This window comes from Rhodococcus ruitaii, assembly GCF_055230935.1.
Map to the genome: position 1 here is coordinate 125291 of NZ_JBUYWC010000003.1, position 13679 is coordinate 138969.

At 66.3% G+C, this 13679-nt stretch carries 16 protein-coding genes, 1 tRNA gene and 1 riboswitch; of the genes, 10 read left to right on the top strand and 7 right to left on the bottom strand.

The window, feature by feature from the left end:
• The first annotated feature begins 40 nt into the window (after positions 1–40).
• Both ACZI8W_RS03805 and ACZI8W_RS03810 read left to right on the top strand, forming a co-directional pair.
• Positions 41–115, top strand: a tRNA-Thr gene (locus tag ACZI8W_RS03805).
• Between the two features lie 268 nt (positions 116–383).
• Entirely contained in the window at positions 384–1007 is a 624-nt protein-coding gene (locus ACZI8W_RS03810) for a YdcF family protein (protein ID WP_463367159.1), read from the top strand.
• 8 nt (positions 1008–1015) lie between these two features.
• Here ACZI8W_RS03810 and ACZI8W_RS03815 read toward each other — a convergent pair whose 3' ends face one another.
• Both ACZI8W_RS03815 and ACZI8W_RS03820 read right to left on the bottom strand, forming a co-directional pair.
• Positions 1016–1267, bottom strand: a complete 252-nt coding sequence (locus tag ACZI8W_RS03815) for a hypothetical protein (protein WP_463367160.1) — start codon at positions 1265–1267, stop codon at positions 1016–1018.
• A 64-nt stretch (positions 1268–1331) separates the two neighbouring features.
• Positions 1332–1805: a YflT domain-containing protein gene (locus ACZI8W_RS03820; protein ID WP_463367161.1), complete on the bottom strand. Its 474-nt coding sequence runs from the start codon at positions 1803–1805 to the stop codon at positions 1332–1334.
• A gap of 137 nt (positions 1806–1942) precedes the next feature.
• Between ACZI8W_RS03820 and ACZI8W_RS03825 the strand changes: the two genes are divergently transcribed.
• Together ACZI8W_RS03825 and ACZI8W_RS03830 are read left to right on the top strand one after the other, a co-directional pair.
• The gene (locus ACZI8W_RS03825) at positions 1943–2554 is read left to right on the top strand and encodes a TetR/AcrR family transcriptional regulator (protein ID WP_463367162.1); all 612 of its coding nucleotides are present in this window, start codon (positions 1943–1945) and stop codon (positions 2552–2554) included.
• A gap of 198 nt (positions 2555–2752) precedes the next feature.
• On the top strand, positions 2753–2998 hold the full coding sequence (locus ACZI8W_RS03830) for a hypothetical protein (RefSeq protein WP_463367163.1): 246 nt from the start codon (positions 2753–2755) through the stop codon (positions 2996–2998).
• 32 nt (positions 2999–3030) lie between these two features.
• Here ACZI8W_RS03830 and ACZI8W_RS03835 read toward each other — a convergent pair whose 3' ends face one another.
• Positions 3031–3861 carry an ABC transporter gene (locus ACZI8W_RS03835; protein ID WP_463367164.1) on the bottom strand — a complete coding sequence of 277 codons (831 nt, stop codon included), beginning with the start codon at positions 3859–3861 and terminating at the stop codon, positions 3031–3033.
• A 42-nt stretch (positions 3862–3903) separates the two neighbouring features.
• Positions 3904–4218 (bottom strand): DMT family transporter, encoded by a 315-nt coding sequence (locus ACZI8W_RS03840; RefSeq protein WP_463367165.1) that lies wholly within the window; start codon positions 4216–4218, stop codon positions 3904–3906.
• A 10-nt stretch (positions 4219–4228) separates the two neighbouring features.
• A riboswitch (guanidine-III (ykkC-III) riboswitch) is annotated at positions 4229–4294 on the bottom strand.
• 174 nt (positions 4295–4468) lie between these two features.
• Here ACZI8W_RS03840 and ACZI8W_RS03845 point away from each other — a divergent pair.
• From ACZI8W_RS03845 to ACZI8W_RS03855, 3 genes are all read left to right on the top strand, one after another.
• Complete coding sequence (locus ACZI8W_RS03845) at positions 4469–5173, top strand: response regulator transcription factor (RefSeq protein WP_463367166.1); 705 nt, start codon at positions 4469–4471, stop codon at positions 5171–5173.
• On the top strand, positions 5170–6588 hold the full coding sequence (locus ACZI8W_RS03850) for a sensor histidine kinase (protein ID WP_463367167.1): 1419 nt from the start codon (positions 5170–5172) through the stop codon (positions 6586–6588). The genes ACZI8W_RS03845 and ACZI8W_RS03850 overlap by 4 nt, the downstream gene beginning before the upstream one ends.
• A gap of 71 nt (positions 6589–6659) precedes the next feature.
• On the top strand, positions 6660–7772 hold the full coding sequence (locus ACZI8W_RS03855) for an alpha/beta hydrolase (RefSeq protein WP_463367168.1): 1113 nt from the start codon (positions 6660–6662) through the stop codon (positions 7770–7772).
• A 13-nt stretch (positions 7773–7785) separates the two neighbouring features.
• Here the strand turns inward: ACZI8W_RS03855 and ACZI8W_RS03860 are convergent, their stop codons facing one another.
• Genes ACZI8W_RS03860 through ACZI8W_RS03870 form a run of 3 tightly spaced genes read right to left on the bottom strand, consistent with a single transcriptional unit; the run spans position 7786 to position 9809 of the window.
• Positions 7786–8211: an HIT family protein gene (locus ACZI8W_RS03860; RefSeq protein ID WP_463367169.1), complete on the bottom strand. Its 426-nt coding sequence runs from the start codon at positions 8209–8211 to the stop codon at positions 7786–7788.
• Positions 8212–8229: 18 nt separating this feature from the next.
• Entirely contained in the window at positions 8230–8715 is a 486-nt protein-coding gene (locus tag ACZI8W_RS03865) for an ArsR/SmtB family transcription factor (protein WP_463367170.1), read from the bottom strand.
• A complete protein-coding gene (locus tag ACZI8W_RS03870) occupies positions 8712–9809 on the bottom strand; it encodes a serine hydrolase (RefSeq protein WP_463367171.1) in 1098 nt (365 codons plus the stop codon). The genes ACZI8W_RS03865 and ACZI8W_RS03870 overlap by 4 nt, the downstream gene beginning before the upstream one ends.
• 102 nt (positions 9810–9911) lie before the next feature.
• Between ACZI8W_RS03870 and ACZI8W_RS03875 the strand changes: the two genes are divergently transcribed.
• From ACZI8W_RS03875 to ACZI8W_RS03885, 3 genes are all read left to right on the top strand, one after another.
• Positions 9912–10577 (top strand): nucleoside/nucleotide kinase family protein, encoded by a 666-nt coding sequence (locus tag ACZI8W_RS03875; RefSeq protein WP_463367172.1) that lies wholly within the window; start codon positions 9912–9914, stop codon positions 10575–10577.
• A gap of 10 nt (positions 10578–10587) precedes the next feature.
• Positions 10588–11865: a phosphoribosylamine--glycine ligase gene (gene purD / locus ACZI8W_RS03880; protein ID WP_463367173.1), complete on the top strand. Its 1278-nt coding sequence runs from the start codon at positions 10588–10590 to the stop codon at positions 11863–11865.
• 78 nt (positions 11866–11943) lie between these two features.
• Positions 11944–13677 carry a CocE/NonD family hydrolase gene (locus ACZI8W_RS03885; protein ID WP_463367174.1) on the top strand — a complete coding sequence of 578 codons (1734 nt, stop codon included), beginning with the start codon at positions 11944–11946 and terminating at the stop codon, positions 13675–13677.
• The last annotated feature ends 2 nt before the right edge of the window (positions 13678–13679 follow it).

The window sequence follows — 13679 nt, forward strand, 5'->3', positions numbered from 1 at the left end:
GGCGAGTGTGACGCACTATATGATGGGCCGCGCTTGAAATGCCTCCTTAGCTCAGTGGTAGAGCACTCGCCTTGTAAGCGAGCGGTCGTCAGTTCAATCCTGACAGGGGGCTCCACGAAAAAGAGGCTGCGACCAGCGTAAAGGCTGGTCGCAGCCTCTTTTTCGGCTTTGGCCCGACCGGGTCTCACCCGTCGTTGCGGGAGTCGGATTCCGCACGCGGAGGTTTGTCCGGATGGTCCTTCTCGTATTGTCGGGTTTCCTCAAATCTTGCCCTGTGCTTGGTGAACGTCTCCGACGGTGCTGCTGTGATGCCCCTGCGGGCCGCCCGGTGTGGCACAGTGCGGCGCAGCCGGAATCCGACCACGCCTGGATGGGAGACGTGCATGAGAGGTGTTCGACGGGCAGCGCTCGCGACGACGATGGCAGCGGCGGCCACGTTCGGGGTTTCGACAGGGCAAGCCGCAGCAGCACCCACGGTGGACACCGTCGTGAACGGGATACTGTCGGTCACGCCGCTCTGTCAGGGCACGATCGACGAGCTGATCATCGCATGCACCGAGCTGGAGAAGCTGACCCCGCGCTTTCCGGTGATGCTCGATCTGAATCCGATCGGCACCCACCTAGTGGTCCTCGGTGCCGGACTGACCGAGGACGGCAAGATTCAGCCCGTGCTCGAGCAGCGGCTCGAAGCGGCTCTCCGTGCGGCGGAGCAGTACCCGACGGCACCCATCGTCGTCACCGGAGGAGTGCCGCGTGACGGCGTCACCGAGGCCGGGGCCATGAAGGACTGGCTGGTGTCGCGGGGTATTCCACCCGAGCGGATCATCGAGGAATCCAAATCGACATCCACTGTGGAGAATGCGCGCTTCACCAACGATGTCCTGCTCGAGCGTCGCGCCACGGGAGCGGTGCTCGTCACCAACCGGGATCATCTCGGGCGCGCGATGATCAATTTCCGTCAGGCCGTCGATGCCAGGATTCCGGTGGCAGGGATCGTCGCTGCCTGAGCGGACGGTCAAGCAGGGGCTATATCCAGGTCGTCGTCGTCGACGAACACGAGTCGCCCGTCGTCGAGTGCAACCGCCCACCGGCGGATCGGCGCCCAATTGCGCCCGAGGTCGTCGCCGACCGCCTGCTGGGAGGTGCCGTAATCCTCGACGATCGTGCCGGGACTCGGGCTTGTCTCGGTGGCCCCGGGCACGGACCTGACGATCACGGCAGTGCCCACCGACAACTGCGGTGGTGAGTTCGACGTTGAACCGGCCATGGTCGGATCATGCCATCTCGGAGCAGGCCTGTCGGGGCGAAAGTGAGCCCTCGGGTGGGTGGATTCACCGTAGCGCGAGCTTGGCGCCCGCGTCGGCAGCGAAATCCTGCTCGACCATCAGGTCGTATCTGCTGGCTTCGATGCTCTTGCGGGAGATGAAGTCGCGTCGACCACCGGTGCTGTAGTGGGCGACGAAGCCGAGGGCGCCGCCCCACAACGACCCGAGTGCGATGCCGACGAGGACCGGCCCGGCGACGGTGCTCGCGGGAAGGAAGACGGCGAGCAGGAGTCCGAACAGCAGGCCCGTCCACACACCTACACCCGCACCCTTGGCGGTCGAACGAGCCGTGGTCATTCGGCCTTCGACCTGCTCGACGGTGGTGACCCCCTGGCCCACGACCCGCAGGTACTCGACGGGAAAACCTTCGTCGGACAGGTGGTCGATCGCGTGTTCCACGGCGTCGTATGTGCGGTAGCTCTCGAGAAGTATCTCCGAATCGATGTTGTATCCCGGAGTCGGTGCGTAAATCTCTGTCATGCGCAGCTCCTAGAACTGAAATATTGGCAAAACGATACGCTAAGCGTAGCGTATCGTTTCGTAGTGTTTGATTCGGGGTGCGGTTTTCCGCAGACTCGATGCATCAGCGGGGAACACTCGCCCTAGGAAGGACAGACATGGTTGTCGATGCCGACGTGGAACCTGCGTCCATGTCGCCGCGACGTCCCGGCAAGTCGCGCGCCGGGACGGACTCGAGAATTCTGGGTGCGGTACTCACGATTCTGCGTGCACACGGCCCGAACCGGGTCACCGTGGAATCCGTCGCGGCACTGTCCGGTGTCGCGAAGACCACCATCTACCGGCGGTACGCCAACCGCGATGAACTGCTGGACGCAGCGCTCGAATCACAGTCCGCGGCGCCGCGCGTACCCGACGGGCTCTGCGTGTACGACCGGGTGAAATGGACCGTCGAACTGATCCGGGTGGCTTTGTCGAGCGACATCGGTATGGGCAGCGTCAGCGCGATCCTCACCGACCAGGACCCGGACCTCACCGAATCGTTCCGCGACATCATCAACAGTCGCAGTCAAGTCGCGGCAGACGTTCTCCGCGCGGCCGTCGACGCCGGTGCACTCCGTGCGGACCTCGACATCGACACCGCGGTGTCCACACTCGTCGGGTCGTATCTCGGCGCATACCTGCGACACGGACGGGTCGACGAGTCCTGGGCCGACGAAGTGGTGCACATGGTGTGCCCAGGGCTCCAACCCGGCCGTGCCGCCGACTGATACCGGTACACCGCCGAGTCGTGGCCGTCGTCGGATCCCTGAATCTCGACCTGACGGTGTTCGTGACGCGAGCCACCGGAGTACGTCACCGAAGCGCTCGATGAGCTGCATCCGGCTGTCGTCCTCACTCAGCTCGAACTCCCACCCCCGGTGACGCACGCTGCGGCGTCATGGGCTCGTGCTCGACAGCGCAGGTTCGTGCTCAATCCCAGCCCCACCGCTCCGGTCGCGCCCGAAATCCTCCAGGCCGACCCGCTCGTCGTCAACGAACACGAGGCGGAGTACTACGCGAACACCGACCCGGGTGACGACATCGACCGCGTCATGGCGGGCTCCTCGGACGGGTTTCCGCAGTCGTGGTCCCTCGATGCGTTTGCCGCACATATAGACAGAAGCGTCCTTCCGAAAAGGTTGCTTCTGTCTATATATGACGCGGAACCGTGACACGACGTGCACAACGGTCGAATCGTTCCTGGTCAGGGAGGCGGGAGGATCTCGCCCTTACTGCTGCGCAACCAACGGCCCGGGAGTTTGCCCGCGAGGTCACCGAGCGGACCCACCGCACCACGGAGCAACTCGACGGTTTCCTGCAGGGTGTCGATGCTCTCGTTCATCCGGATTATGCCCGGTGTGAGGCTCGCGAGGGTCTCGGACAGCGACACGATCTGATCGAGCGGGCCACCCTCGACGAGTAGTCGTTCGAGCGTGCCGCGCTCGGACAGTAGTACGTCGAGCACGCCGCCTTCAGCGAGCGCGCGTTCCATCACCCCGCCGGGGCGGAGCGCAGTATCGACCAGACCGCCGGGTGCGGTGAGGCGCTCGACTGCTCCGTCCTGCGCCAGCAGTCGTTCGAGCGGGCCGTCCGGTGCGGTGATGCGGTCGAGAAGGCCGCCCTCGGAAAGGAGCCGGTCGAGCGCCCCATCGTCGGCGAGGATCCGGTCGAGCGGGCCGCCCGGGACTGTCAGCCGGTCGAGTGCGCCGCCCGGTTCGAGGAGTCGTTCGAGTGGGCCGCCGGGGGCAGTGAGACGATCCACCGGACCGTCCGGTGCGAGGAGGCGGTCGAGTGGTCCGCCGGGACGCAGCGCCTGCCCGAGACCGCGATCGCCCGCCGTCAGCCGCGACACCTGCTGCAGCAGCCCGAGCGAATCGCGTGTATCGGTCGACCTCACCGCGCCCAGCACCGAATAGGTCGCCGGTTGCACCGCGATTCGTATCGTGCCGATGACGGTTTCGGCGACGAGCAGCGCGGAATCGGCCGTGGCCAGGCCGACGCGAAGCGGTGCCGAGAGCACGGACCCCAGGTTCATGAGTTCACTGTAACCGGAGGCACACACCAATCAGGCCCGCGATCAGTGCAGGACTTTCAGGCCCACCACGCATGCGACGATCCCGCCGATCAACAGAATTTTGACGACGGATGCGGTTTCGGTACCGGTGACCATTGCATAGCCCACGGTCAGTGCCGCACCGATGCCGACCCAGATCGCGTACGACGTGCCGACGGGAAGGGTGCGCATCGCGTAGGCCAGTCCGCCCATGCTCAATGTCAGTGCCACCACGAAGACGATGCTGGGGGCGAGTCGGGTGAACCCGGCCGATTTGCCCAATGCAGTGGCCCACACCGCTTCGAGGATCCCGGATGCTACGAGGACGAACCATGCCACGATGACAACTCCTGCACCGTCTTGTCGCTGGCCGGGTACGGTGCGCTCGTCCGGGAGACCGAGAGGCGGTCACCATCGGTCCAGGCTAGGAACTTCGGTCGACGGCGGCAAGGATCCGGTGGCCGAAGTCACCGGGCCCACTTCTGGGAGTTCGGTTCGCAGGGAGTTCGGTTCGCAGGGAGTTCGGTTCGCAGGGAGTTCACAGCAAACGTCCAGACAGGATCCAGCGAGGGGCGCCACAATCACCTACGTGAATGACGCACCCGAAGCCCGCATCCTCGTCGTCGACGACGAATCGACCATCGTCGAATTGCTGTCGGTGAGCTTGAAATTCCAGGGCTTCGAGGTCGAGACCGCCTCGAGCGGTGCGGAAGGCCTCGACACAGCGCGCCGCTTCCGCCCCGACGCGGTGATCCTCGACGTCATGATGCCCGGCATGGACGGATTCGGGATGCTGCGGCGCCTGCGCGCCGACGGCATGGACATACCGGTTCTGTTCCTCACCGCCAAGGATGCCGTCGAGGACAAGATATCCGGGCTGACCCTCGGTGCCGACGACTACGTGACCAAGCCTTTCAGCCTCGAAGAGCTCATCGCGCGGTTGCGCACCATCCTGCGCCGCGCGGGCACGATGTCGGGGTCGGAGAGATCGGCACGGATCACGTTCGCCGACATCGAACTCGACGACGACACCCACGAGGTGTTCAAGAGGGGGAAGCCGGTGTCACTGTCTCCCACCGAGTTCACGCTGCTGCGTTACTTCATGGTCAACGCGGGCACGGTGCTGAGTAAACCCCGCATTCTGGAACACGTGTGGAAGTACGACTTCGGGGGCGAGGTGGGTGTCGTCGAGTCGTATGTGTCGTATCTACGACGCAAGGTCGACACCGGCGACACTCCACTGATCCACACACTGCGCGGTGTCGGCTATGTGATGCGTGAGCCTCGGACGTGAGGTCCCGGCTGCGTGTCCTCCCGCTGCGGCTGAAACTGGTCGCCGCCCTCGTTCTCCTCGCGGGAGTGGGCCTGCTGGCATCGGGCTTCGCCGTCACCTCGGCATTCGAGGCATCGATGATCGCCCGTGTCGATAGCGAGCTGCACGATGCCGCGCAGACCTGGGCAAGACCACTCCTCGGGGCCGGCCCTCCTCCGCCGGCGTCCCTCGAATCCGGACGCCCGCCGAGCCCCTACTATTTTCGCCTCGCCGACCGGGACGGTGAGGTCCGCCTGTTGATCAACGATCAGAGCGGATCCCCTCAGCTGCCGCGACCACTCGAACGCGGACTCCGGACGGTGGATTCGGACGACGGATCCGGTGAGCCGTGGAGGGTGCTGACGACCGACAACCCCGACGGCAGTGTCTCCACGGTCGGGAAGGCGTTGACAGAGACCGACGCTATCGTCGACAGACTCATCCTGTTGCAGTTCGTCATCGGCGGGGTCGTGCTCATTCTGCTCGGCGCCGCCGGGTACTTTGCGGTCCGACGCAGTCTGCGCCCGCTGCAGGAGGTCGAGCGCACTGCAGCCGCGATCGCCGCAGGTGACTTGAATCAACGTGTCCCGGAATCGGATCCGAGTACCGAGGTGGGTGGCTTGTCCGTCGCACTCAACACGATGCTCTCGCGAATTCAGGAGGCGTTCACGGCCACCGAAGCGTCGGAGGAGTCGGCGCGACGTTCGGAAGAGCGGATGCGGCGGTTCGTCGCAGACGCAGGTCACGAGCTCCGCACGCCACTCACCACGATCCGGGGGTTCGCCGAACTGTACAGGCAGGGCGCGAGCGACGACACCGACATGATGATGGATCGCATCGAAGGCGAGTCGCAGCGCATGGGGTTGCTCGTCGACGACCTGCTGATGCTGGCACGGCTCGACGAGCAACGTCCGCTCGAGCGCGCGCCGGTGGATCTACTCGTGCTCGCGGCAGACGCGGTGCACGATGCGAGGGTTGTCGCGCCCGACCGCACCATCGACCTCGAGGTCGTGGACGGTCCGGGTACACCTGAAGTGATCGGGGACGACGTCCGGTTGCGGCAGGTGCTCGGAAATCTCGTGACCAACGCGGTGACGCACACCGCGAACGATGCTTACGTGACCGTGCGGGTGGGCACCGTCGGTGATGATGCCGTGCTCGAAGTCGTCGATACGGGGCAGGGATTGTCGGAGACCGACCAGGAGCGCGTGTTCGAGCGGTTCTACCGCACCGACAGTTCCCGTTCCCGCTCCGCTGGCACGGGTGGGGGCAGTGGGCTGGGTCTGTCCATCGTCGCGGCGTTGGTCGCGGCGCACGGTGGCACCGTCGAGGTCGACAGTGCCCCGGGGAAGGGCGCGACATTCCGGGTGATACTGCCGCGTCTGCGTCCCGGGTGAGCAGCCCGGACCTGCTCTAAAATCGTCCCGCAGTGTGCAGTGTCGGTCGATGTATGGGGAGCAGGTCGAAGATGGGGATTACGGATTTCGTGTCGAACGCGGCACGCAACGCGTGGGGACTGTTCGTCGCGGACGGTGTCGCCGAGCCGCACCGGACGCCGTCGGTGGTGGTGGGAGATGGTCCGCATCGCACACTGCGCCGCTTCGGTCCCGAGGGGTCCGGCGACCCCGTCCTGCTCGTGACACCGCTGGCCGCGTCGCCGACCTGCTTCGACCTGATGCCGGGGCAGAGTCTCGCGGCGCATCTCGTGAGTCTGGGCCGCAGTGTCTTTCTCATCGAGTACGGCGAGATCACCGGCGACGATCGCGATCTCGGGCTCGAATTCTGGGTCGATGACGTGCTGCCCGAGGCGATTCACCGTGTCGCGGAACTCTCGGGCGGACGCAAGGTCGATCTCGTTGCGTGGAGCATCGCGGGAAGCCTGGCGCTGTTGACCTCGGCGGCGCACCCGGAGCTTCCGGTCCGCTCGATCACCATGTTCGGGACCCCCATCGATTACCGGAGGATCCCGCTTATGATGCTTCCGCGGCTGGCGGGCAAGTTCCTCGTGGACCCCGTGCTCGACGTGGCAGACCAGCTCTTCGGCGGGATTCCCGCACCGTTGGTGCGGATGGCCTATCGGCTCACCGCGCTCGAGCGTGAGGTGCGGCGGCCGTGGTTCGTTGCTGCCAATATCGCTGACACCGAGAAGCTCGCACGCATGGAGCGCGTCGACCGGTTCCAGAACGAGATCGAGGGATACGCGGGTCGGGCGTTTCGTCAGCTCGCGGTGCAGGTGACGGTGGGTAACGAACTGACGACCGGGCTGCTCGAACTCGGCGGCCGCGTCGTCGCGCTGGCCGACGTCGACGTACCGGTGCTGGCGTTCGGCGGCACCGGCGACGTCCTGGCTCCGATTCCGTCGGTCGAGCCTGTCACTGCGGTGCTCACCGGGGCACCTCGAGTGTGGTGCGTACGTGTGCCGGGTACTCACCTCGGCATTCTCGCGGGAACAACGGCGCCCGCCACGTCGTGGGTGGCGCTGGCCGCGTTCCTGGACAATCCCCTCGGCGACGACCCGGGAGCCGTGCCCGTGGCCGCCGACGAGTCGCTGTCGACTGCATCGGCGACCTGGAGCGCCTGAACCGCGACGGAACTCAGGCGGGGACGTGGTCTCCGTGCCCCTGCGCGCGCAGGGCCGCACGGATGCGGTCGCGGGCGCGATCGAGCGATTCGGCCGACGGATCCTTCTCCGCCTGCGAGAAGTCGAAGTCCCCGAGGGTGTGCGCGGGGAACACGTGCAGGTGCAGGTGGGGGACCTCGAGACCGGCGATCACCAGTCCGGCTCGTGGCGCCTCGTACGCGGAACACACCGCGCGACCGACGATCCGGGCGACATGGTTGACCTTGTCCCAGAGGTCGTCGTCGATGTCCTGCCAATGGTCCACTTCCTGTCGCGGAACGACGAGGACGTGCCCTTCGGTCAATGGATTGATGGTGAGGAAGGAAACGACGTCGTCGTCCTCCCACACGAAACGGCCGGGAAGGTCACCCGAAATGATCATGCTGAACACTGAAGCCATACGGGCACAATAGGCCGCTCACAGCTGCTCGGCGACATCTGCGGCCGCGAGCGAGATGACCAGCAACGGGACGACCTTCGCAGGTGGGATGTGGTAGCGGTTGCGGGACTGCTGTTCGACGACATGTGCAGCCGAAAGTGTCCTCAGGTGGTGATAGAGGCGGCCAGGGGACGACAGCTCGGTCGCTTCCTGCAATTCCCCAGCAGTTGCAGGCCCCCGCAGCAGGGTCCGCACGATCGCGAGCCGGGCGGGGCTGCCGAGCGCGTCGAGGACCGCTGCGATCGCGGACCCATCGAGATCGAGGGTGGCGGCAGCGTCGTATTCGATGGTCCACGACACGGTGCCGGACAACGCCACGGTGCCTTGGTAGCCGATGCTGCCTGCCGCCCCCGCTGATGCCGTGGCCGGACTCTCCTCGGGCGCGGCGCTGTTCTCGAGGAGTCGGACACGCCGTTCGAGGTCGGCGATGCGGTCTTCGTGGCTGCCGGTCGGGCGGTCGTTCACACCGCGCACCGTATCCGATCGAGGATCTCGGGTTCGGTCATCGCCGCGAACATGACGCCTTGGTGCGCGAAGCTTCCGAGCGCGGCCGTGTAGTCGGCTTCCGTCATGTTCGATGTCAGCATCACCGCGGTGGCGACGGTGCCGTCGGCCAGTCGCAGGCTCATCGCCTCCGTGAGTATCCCGGGCAGGCTTCCGCCCTTGAATCCCAGACCCTCGGCGCCGGGAGGTGCGGGCTGCCACTCCAGATGACCGCGAGCGATGTCCGCTCCGTCCCCGAACGACCCGTCGGCGATCGCCCGATGGATGCCCGTCAGCTGGTCGGCAGTTCCCGTGTTGTCCTCTCGTTGCGTGCGGTCCATTTCGCCGAACGGGTCGTCGGGCAGCACATCCGGCTCCTGCAGGAGTGGGAGGATCTCGGCGCGGAAGCCGGGATCGTTCGCGTATCGCTGCGCGGTCTCCCACAGGTCGGGGCCGGTGTCTTCGGGTGCCACGAACTCGAGCGTATTGCCGAGCAGGGTGGGCGGTTCGAAGTCGTCCCAGCCGCCTCGCTCGGCGGCTGCCGTCAGCGCGTCGTCGCCGAGCCGATCACGCAGGTAGTCGGGTGCGGCGTTGTCGCTCTCCTGGATCATCGCCGACACCAGGTCGTCGAGGGTCACCGTGCCTTCCGGGGTGACGCCGAGGCGTTCCAGCGCGGCGGGGTGCGCGCCGCCGTCCGTGTCCGGAAGGTACCAGCGTTCCCATTCTGCGACGGGGATCTGTTCGGTGGGGTCGAGGCTGCCGTCCGCCACGGCCTGCGAGTACGCGGCCAGGTGGACGATCTTGACTGCGGACGCGAGTGGTTGTGGATCGTCGGCGCCGTGAGCGACGACGTTCCCGTTGCCGTCGTCGATGACGAGACCGACGGAGTCGGGGTGTTCGGCGAGGTATCCGATCCAGCCTTCGGGGCTCGTCACGTCGGCGGCGGGGGCCGGGGCGCAGTCGGTGGCCGCGGTGGCTTCGGTGCTTGCGGTGGTGTCGCCGGAGGGCGAGTCGGTGCACGCCGTGAGCGTCAGGGCGGTCGCGGCGGCAAGTGCGGCGAGGACTTTCGTCGACATCAGTGCTCCGTAAGTTCGAAAATTCGGAATTACGGATTAACGGTAGGCGCAGCGCTGGAGTGTGTCCAGCCGGCCGGCGTTACCGGCCGTATCCTCACCGTCATGAACGGGCCCGGATCCGCACGCGTCGGCACGCAGCGCGCGCTGATCGCCGAGCTCGTCACCGAGGTTCTGGCCCCGTTGCCGACGGACCGTCGGACGGTCGTCGGGTTGTGCGGACCACCGGGATCAGGGAAGAGCCGTGCGGCCGGATTGCTCGTCGGAGCGCTCGCCCGCGCCGGGGTCGAGACTGGTCTGGCGCCGATGGACGGATTCCACCTGTCCAACGCCCAGCTCGACCTCCGCGGCGCACGTGGGCGCAAGGGGGCGCCCGACACCTTCGACGTGGCGGGATTCCGCGAGCTGCTCCAGCGCCTACGACTGCGCCGCGACGAAACTGTCTACGCCCCCGACTTCTCGCGCAGACTCGACGACCCCGTGGCTGCGGTGCACGCCATCGAACCGGCTGCCCGCGTGGTGGTCACCGAAGGGAACTACCTGTTGTTCGATACCGGCGGGTGGCAGGAGATTCGTCCACTGCTCGATCTCGTGATCTATCTGGACGTGCCCACCGGAACGCTGACCCCACGCCTGGTCCACCGGCATCGTGTGGGTGGACGCGCGAGGTCGCAGGCCCGCGACTGGGTTCGCGAGGTGGATCTGCCCAACGCGTCCGCTGTCGCTCGCACCCGCGGCCGTGCCGATCTCGTGTGGAGTCCCGTCCCGTAGTCTGTCGGGCGTGCGCGTACTCGTAATCGGCTCCGGTGCCCGTGAACATGCTCTCGCTCTGGCTCTGTCCCGAGATCCGGGTGTGACGGCCGTTCTGGCTGCTCCGGGCAACGCCGGTATCGCGAGGATCGCCGAACAGCATCCGGTCGACGCTTCGTCCGCCGACGAAGTCGTCGCGCTCGCGAAGGACCAGCAGGTCGACCTCGTCGTGATCGGACCGGAGGTCCCGCTCGTGCTCGGGGTCGCCGAGGCGGTGCGTGAGGCGGGCATCCCGTGCTTCGGTCCGTCCGCCGACGCCGCTCGAATCGAGGGATCGAAGGCATTCGCGAAGGACGTCATGGCGGCTGCGGGTGTGCGTACCGCACGCAGTGAGGTCGTCGACTCTCCCGCGACCATCGACGAGGCCCTCGACCGATTCGGCCCGACCTGGGTGGTCAAGGACGACGGCCTTGCCGCGGGCAAGGGAGTTGTGGTGACCACCGACCGAGATGCCGCGCGTGACCACGCCGCGGAGATCATCGAGAACGGTCACCCTGTTTTGCTGGAGTCGTTCCTCGACGGACCCGAGGTGTCGCTGTTCTGCCTGGTCGACGGCGAGACGGTGGTGCCACTGCTTCCCGCGCAGGATCACAAACGCGTCGGCGACGGCGACGTCGGCCCCAACACCGGCGGAATGGGCGCGTACACGCCGCTTCCATGGTTGCCCGCCGGTGCCGTCACGCAGATTGTCGACGACGTCGTCCGGCCCGTCGCTGCCGAACTCGTGCGTCGCGGTTGTGGATTCTCCGGCTTGCTCTACGCGGGTCTGGCCATCGGCAAGGAAGGCCCGGCGGTCGTCGAATTCAATTGCCGCTTCGGTGATCCCGAGACTCAGGCCGTGCTCGCGTTGCTCGAATCCCCGCTCGGCGAAGTGCTGGGGGCGGTCGCAAACGGCACGCTCGCGCAGTTACCTCCGCTGCAGTGGCGCGACGGCGCGGCCGTAACGGTCGTGCTGGCCGCGGAGTACTATCCCGCGAGCCCGCGCACGGGCGACACGATCAGCGGAGCCGACAGCGACACGACCAGCGGAGCTGACATTGACAAGGTCCTCCATGCCGGTACGAAGCGCGGCGACACCGGTGTGCTCCTGTCTGCCGGTGGTCGCGTGCTGAGCGTCGTCGGCGTCGGCGACGATCTCGAGTCGGCACGGGCAGACGCATACGCGACGTTGGACGGAATCAAGCTTCCGGGCGGCCATTTCCGCAAGGACATCGGTCTCGCCGCTGTCGAAGGTCGCATCACGCTCTGAGCGACCGCGGGAGAACTTGCGCGTACAGCAAGTATGTTTCACACTCGGTGCATCTTCTGAAGGGGCCTGAGGTGACACATGGGTTCGTGGAAGCGTGTATCGACGCTGGATCCGACCCCGCTCGAACATCACTGCGTCAGGTTCTACGCGCTGCCGAGCGACATCGTCGTCGAGCATGACGTTCCGATACGCATCGGCGACGGCACCATCCTGCGGGCGAACGTATACCGGCCGGAGGGCAGCGCGCGGTGGCCCGTGCTCGTCTGTGTCACCCCGTACGGCAAGGATGCCGATGCCGACGACTACCCGGTGAACTTCGACGAACTGGCAGAGTCCGGCAACTTCGTCGGAGAATTCGAACTGAGTGACCACACGGCGTTCGAAGCCCCCGATCCCGGATACTGGGTGCCCCGCGGATACGCCGTCGTCGTCGCTGATCTGCGCGGCTGCTTCGCCAGCGACGGCCGCCCGCGGTTGCTGCTCGGCCGGGCTGCCGCGGATGCCGCCGACGTCGTCGAATGGGCCGGCGAACAACCCTGGAGCACCGGAAAGGTCGGCATGGCCGGGGCGTCGTACCTGGCGACGTTGCAGTGGTACACCGCGGCGCAACATCCACCGCACCTTGCCGCCATTGTCCCGTGGGAGGGTGTCACCGATCCGTTCCTCGACAGTCTCTGCCACGGCGGCATCCCGGAGACCCGCTACAGCGAATTCTGGTATCGCGCGATTCACCGAGGGTGCCGGTCGGCGACGGCATCCATACGCAGAGTCGCGCCCTGGTTGATGCGGCGATTCCCGGACAGGTTCCGGCATGTGGCAGGTCCGCCCCCTGTCGAGGACGTCACCGTGCCTGCTCTCGTGGGAGCGTCCTGGTCCGATCAAGGGCCCCGCACCCGCGGCTCGATCACCGGTTACACGCGGCTCGGTTCGCGCGACAAGTGGCTGTACACGCACGGCAGGAAGACCTGGCAGATGTTCTACGGGTCCGACTCGCTGGATATGCAACGCCGTTTCTTCGACCGCTTCCTCAAGAACGAGGACAACGGATTCGACGAGATTCCGCGCGTTCGCGTCGAAACCCGACACGACCTGCGTACTTACTCCGAACGTCATACATCGCAGTGGCCGATTCCGGACACGCGCTACGTCCCGCTCCACCTCGATCACGCCGGCGACGGCCTGAACTCGGAGCGGCCGGCCGAGGAGACGAGTGTGCGGATGTTCCCGGTCGCCGGCGACGAACTGGTCTTCACGACGAGGTTCGACGACGACACCGAGATCACCGGACACGCCGCCCTGCGATTGTGGGTGGAGGCCAAGGACGCCTCGGACATGGACCTGTTCGTCGCGCTGAAGAAGATCGATCCGTCGGGCGACGAGGTCCGCTTCGAGGGGCACAACGGTTTCGAAGAGGGAGTCGTCGCGCACGGATGGATCCGCGTCTCGCACCGAGCGCTCGATCCGGAGGCGTCGACTGCATACCGTCCGGTGGTCGACCCCGCCGCGTACTGGCCGCTGCTCGCGGGGCAGATCGTGCCCGTCGACATCGAAATCATGCCGCACAGCACCTTCTTCGAAGCCGGGTCCACACTCGCGCTGGTCATCACCGGCCACGATTTCGACACCCTCCCCGACATCCGGCACGACCGTACGATCAACCAGGGATTCCATATTGTGCACGCGGGTGGACGATTCGATTCGCACCTGCTGCTGCCCGTGGTGCCTACCGCTGTCTGCGTGGATGACGGCACCGCCGCACTCGGTCGCGGACAGTCCGACTCCGAGCGTCCGGGGAGGACGACTACCGTCTAGAT

What these genes read in the sequence shown, in the direction of transcription:
- ACZI8W_RS03810 (WP_463367159.1), top strand. Translation starts at nt 384, where the DNA reads ATGAGAGGTGTTCGACGGGCAGCGCTCGCGACGACGATGGCAGCGGCG.
- ACZI8W_RS03815 (WP_463367160.1), bottom strand. Translation starts at nt 1,267, where the DNA reads ATGGCCGGTTCAACGTCGAACTCACCACCGCAGTTGTCGGTGGGCACT.
- ACZI8W_RS03820 (WP_463367161.1), bottom strand. Translation starts at nt 1,805, where the DNA reads ATGACAGAGATTTACGCACCGACTCCGGGATACAACATCGATTCGGAG.
- ACZI8W_RS03825 (WP_463367162.1), top strand. Translation starts at nt 1,943, where the DNA reads ATGGTTGTCGATGCCGACGTGGAACCTGCGTCCATGTCGCCGCGACGT.
- ACZI8W_RS03835 (WP_463367164.1), bottom strand. Translation starts at nt 3,861, where the DNA reads ATGAACCTGGGGTCCGTGCTCTCGGCACCGCTTCGCGTCGGCCTGGCC.
- ACZI8W_RS03855 (WP_463367168.1), top strand. Translation starts at nt 6,660, where the DNA reads ATGGGGATTACGGATTTCGTGTCGAACGCGGCACGCAACGCGTGGGGA.
- ACZI8W_RS03860 (WP_463367169.1), bottom strand. Translation starts at nt 8,211, where the DNA reads ATGGCTTCAGTGTTCAGCATGATCATTTCGGGTGACCTTCCCGGCCGT.
- ACZI8W_RS03870 (WP_463367171.1), bottom strand. Translation starts at nt 9,809, where the DNA reads ATGTCGACGAAAGTCCTCGCCGCACTTGCCGCCGCGACCGCCCTGACG.
- ACZI8W_RS03875 (WP_463367172.1), top strand. Translation starts at nt 9,912, where the DNA reads ATGAACGGGCCCGGATCCGCACGCGTCGGCACGCAGCGCGCGCTGATC.
- ACZI8W_RS03885 (WP_463367174.1), top strand. Translation starts at nt 11,944, where the DNA reads ATGGGTTCGTGGAAGCGTGTATCGACGCTGGATCCGACCCCGCTCGAA.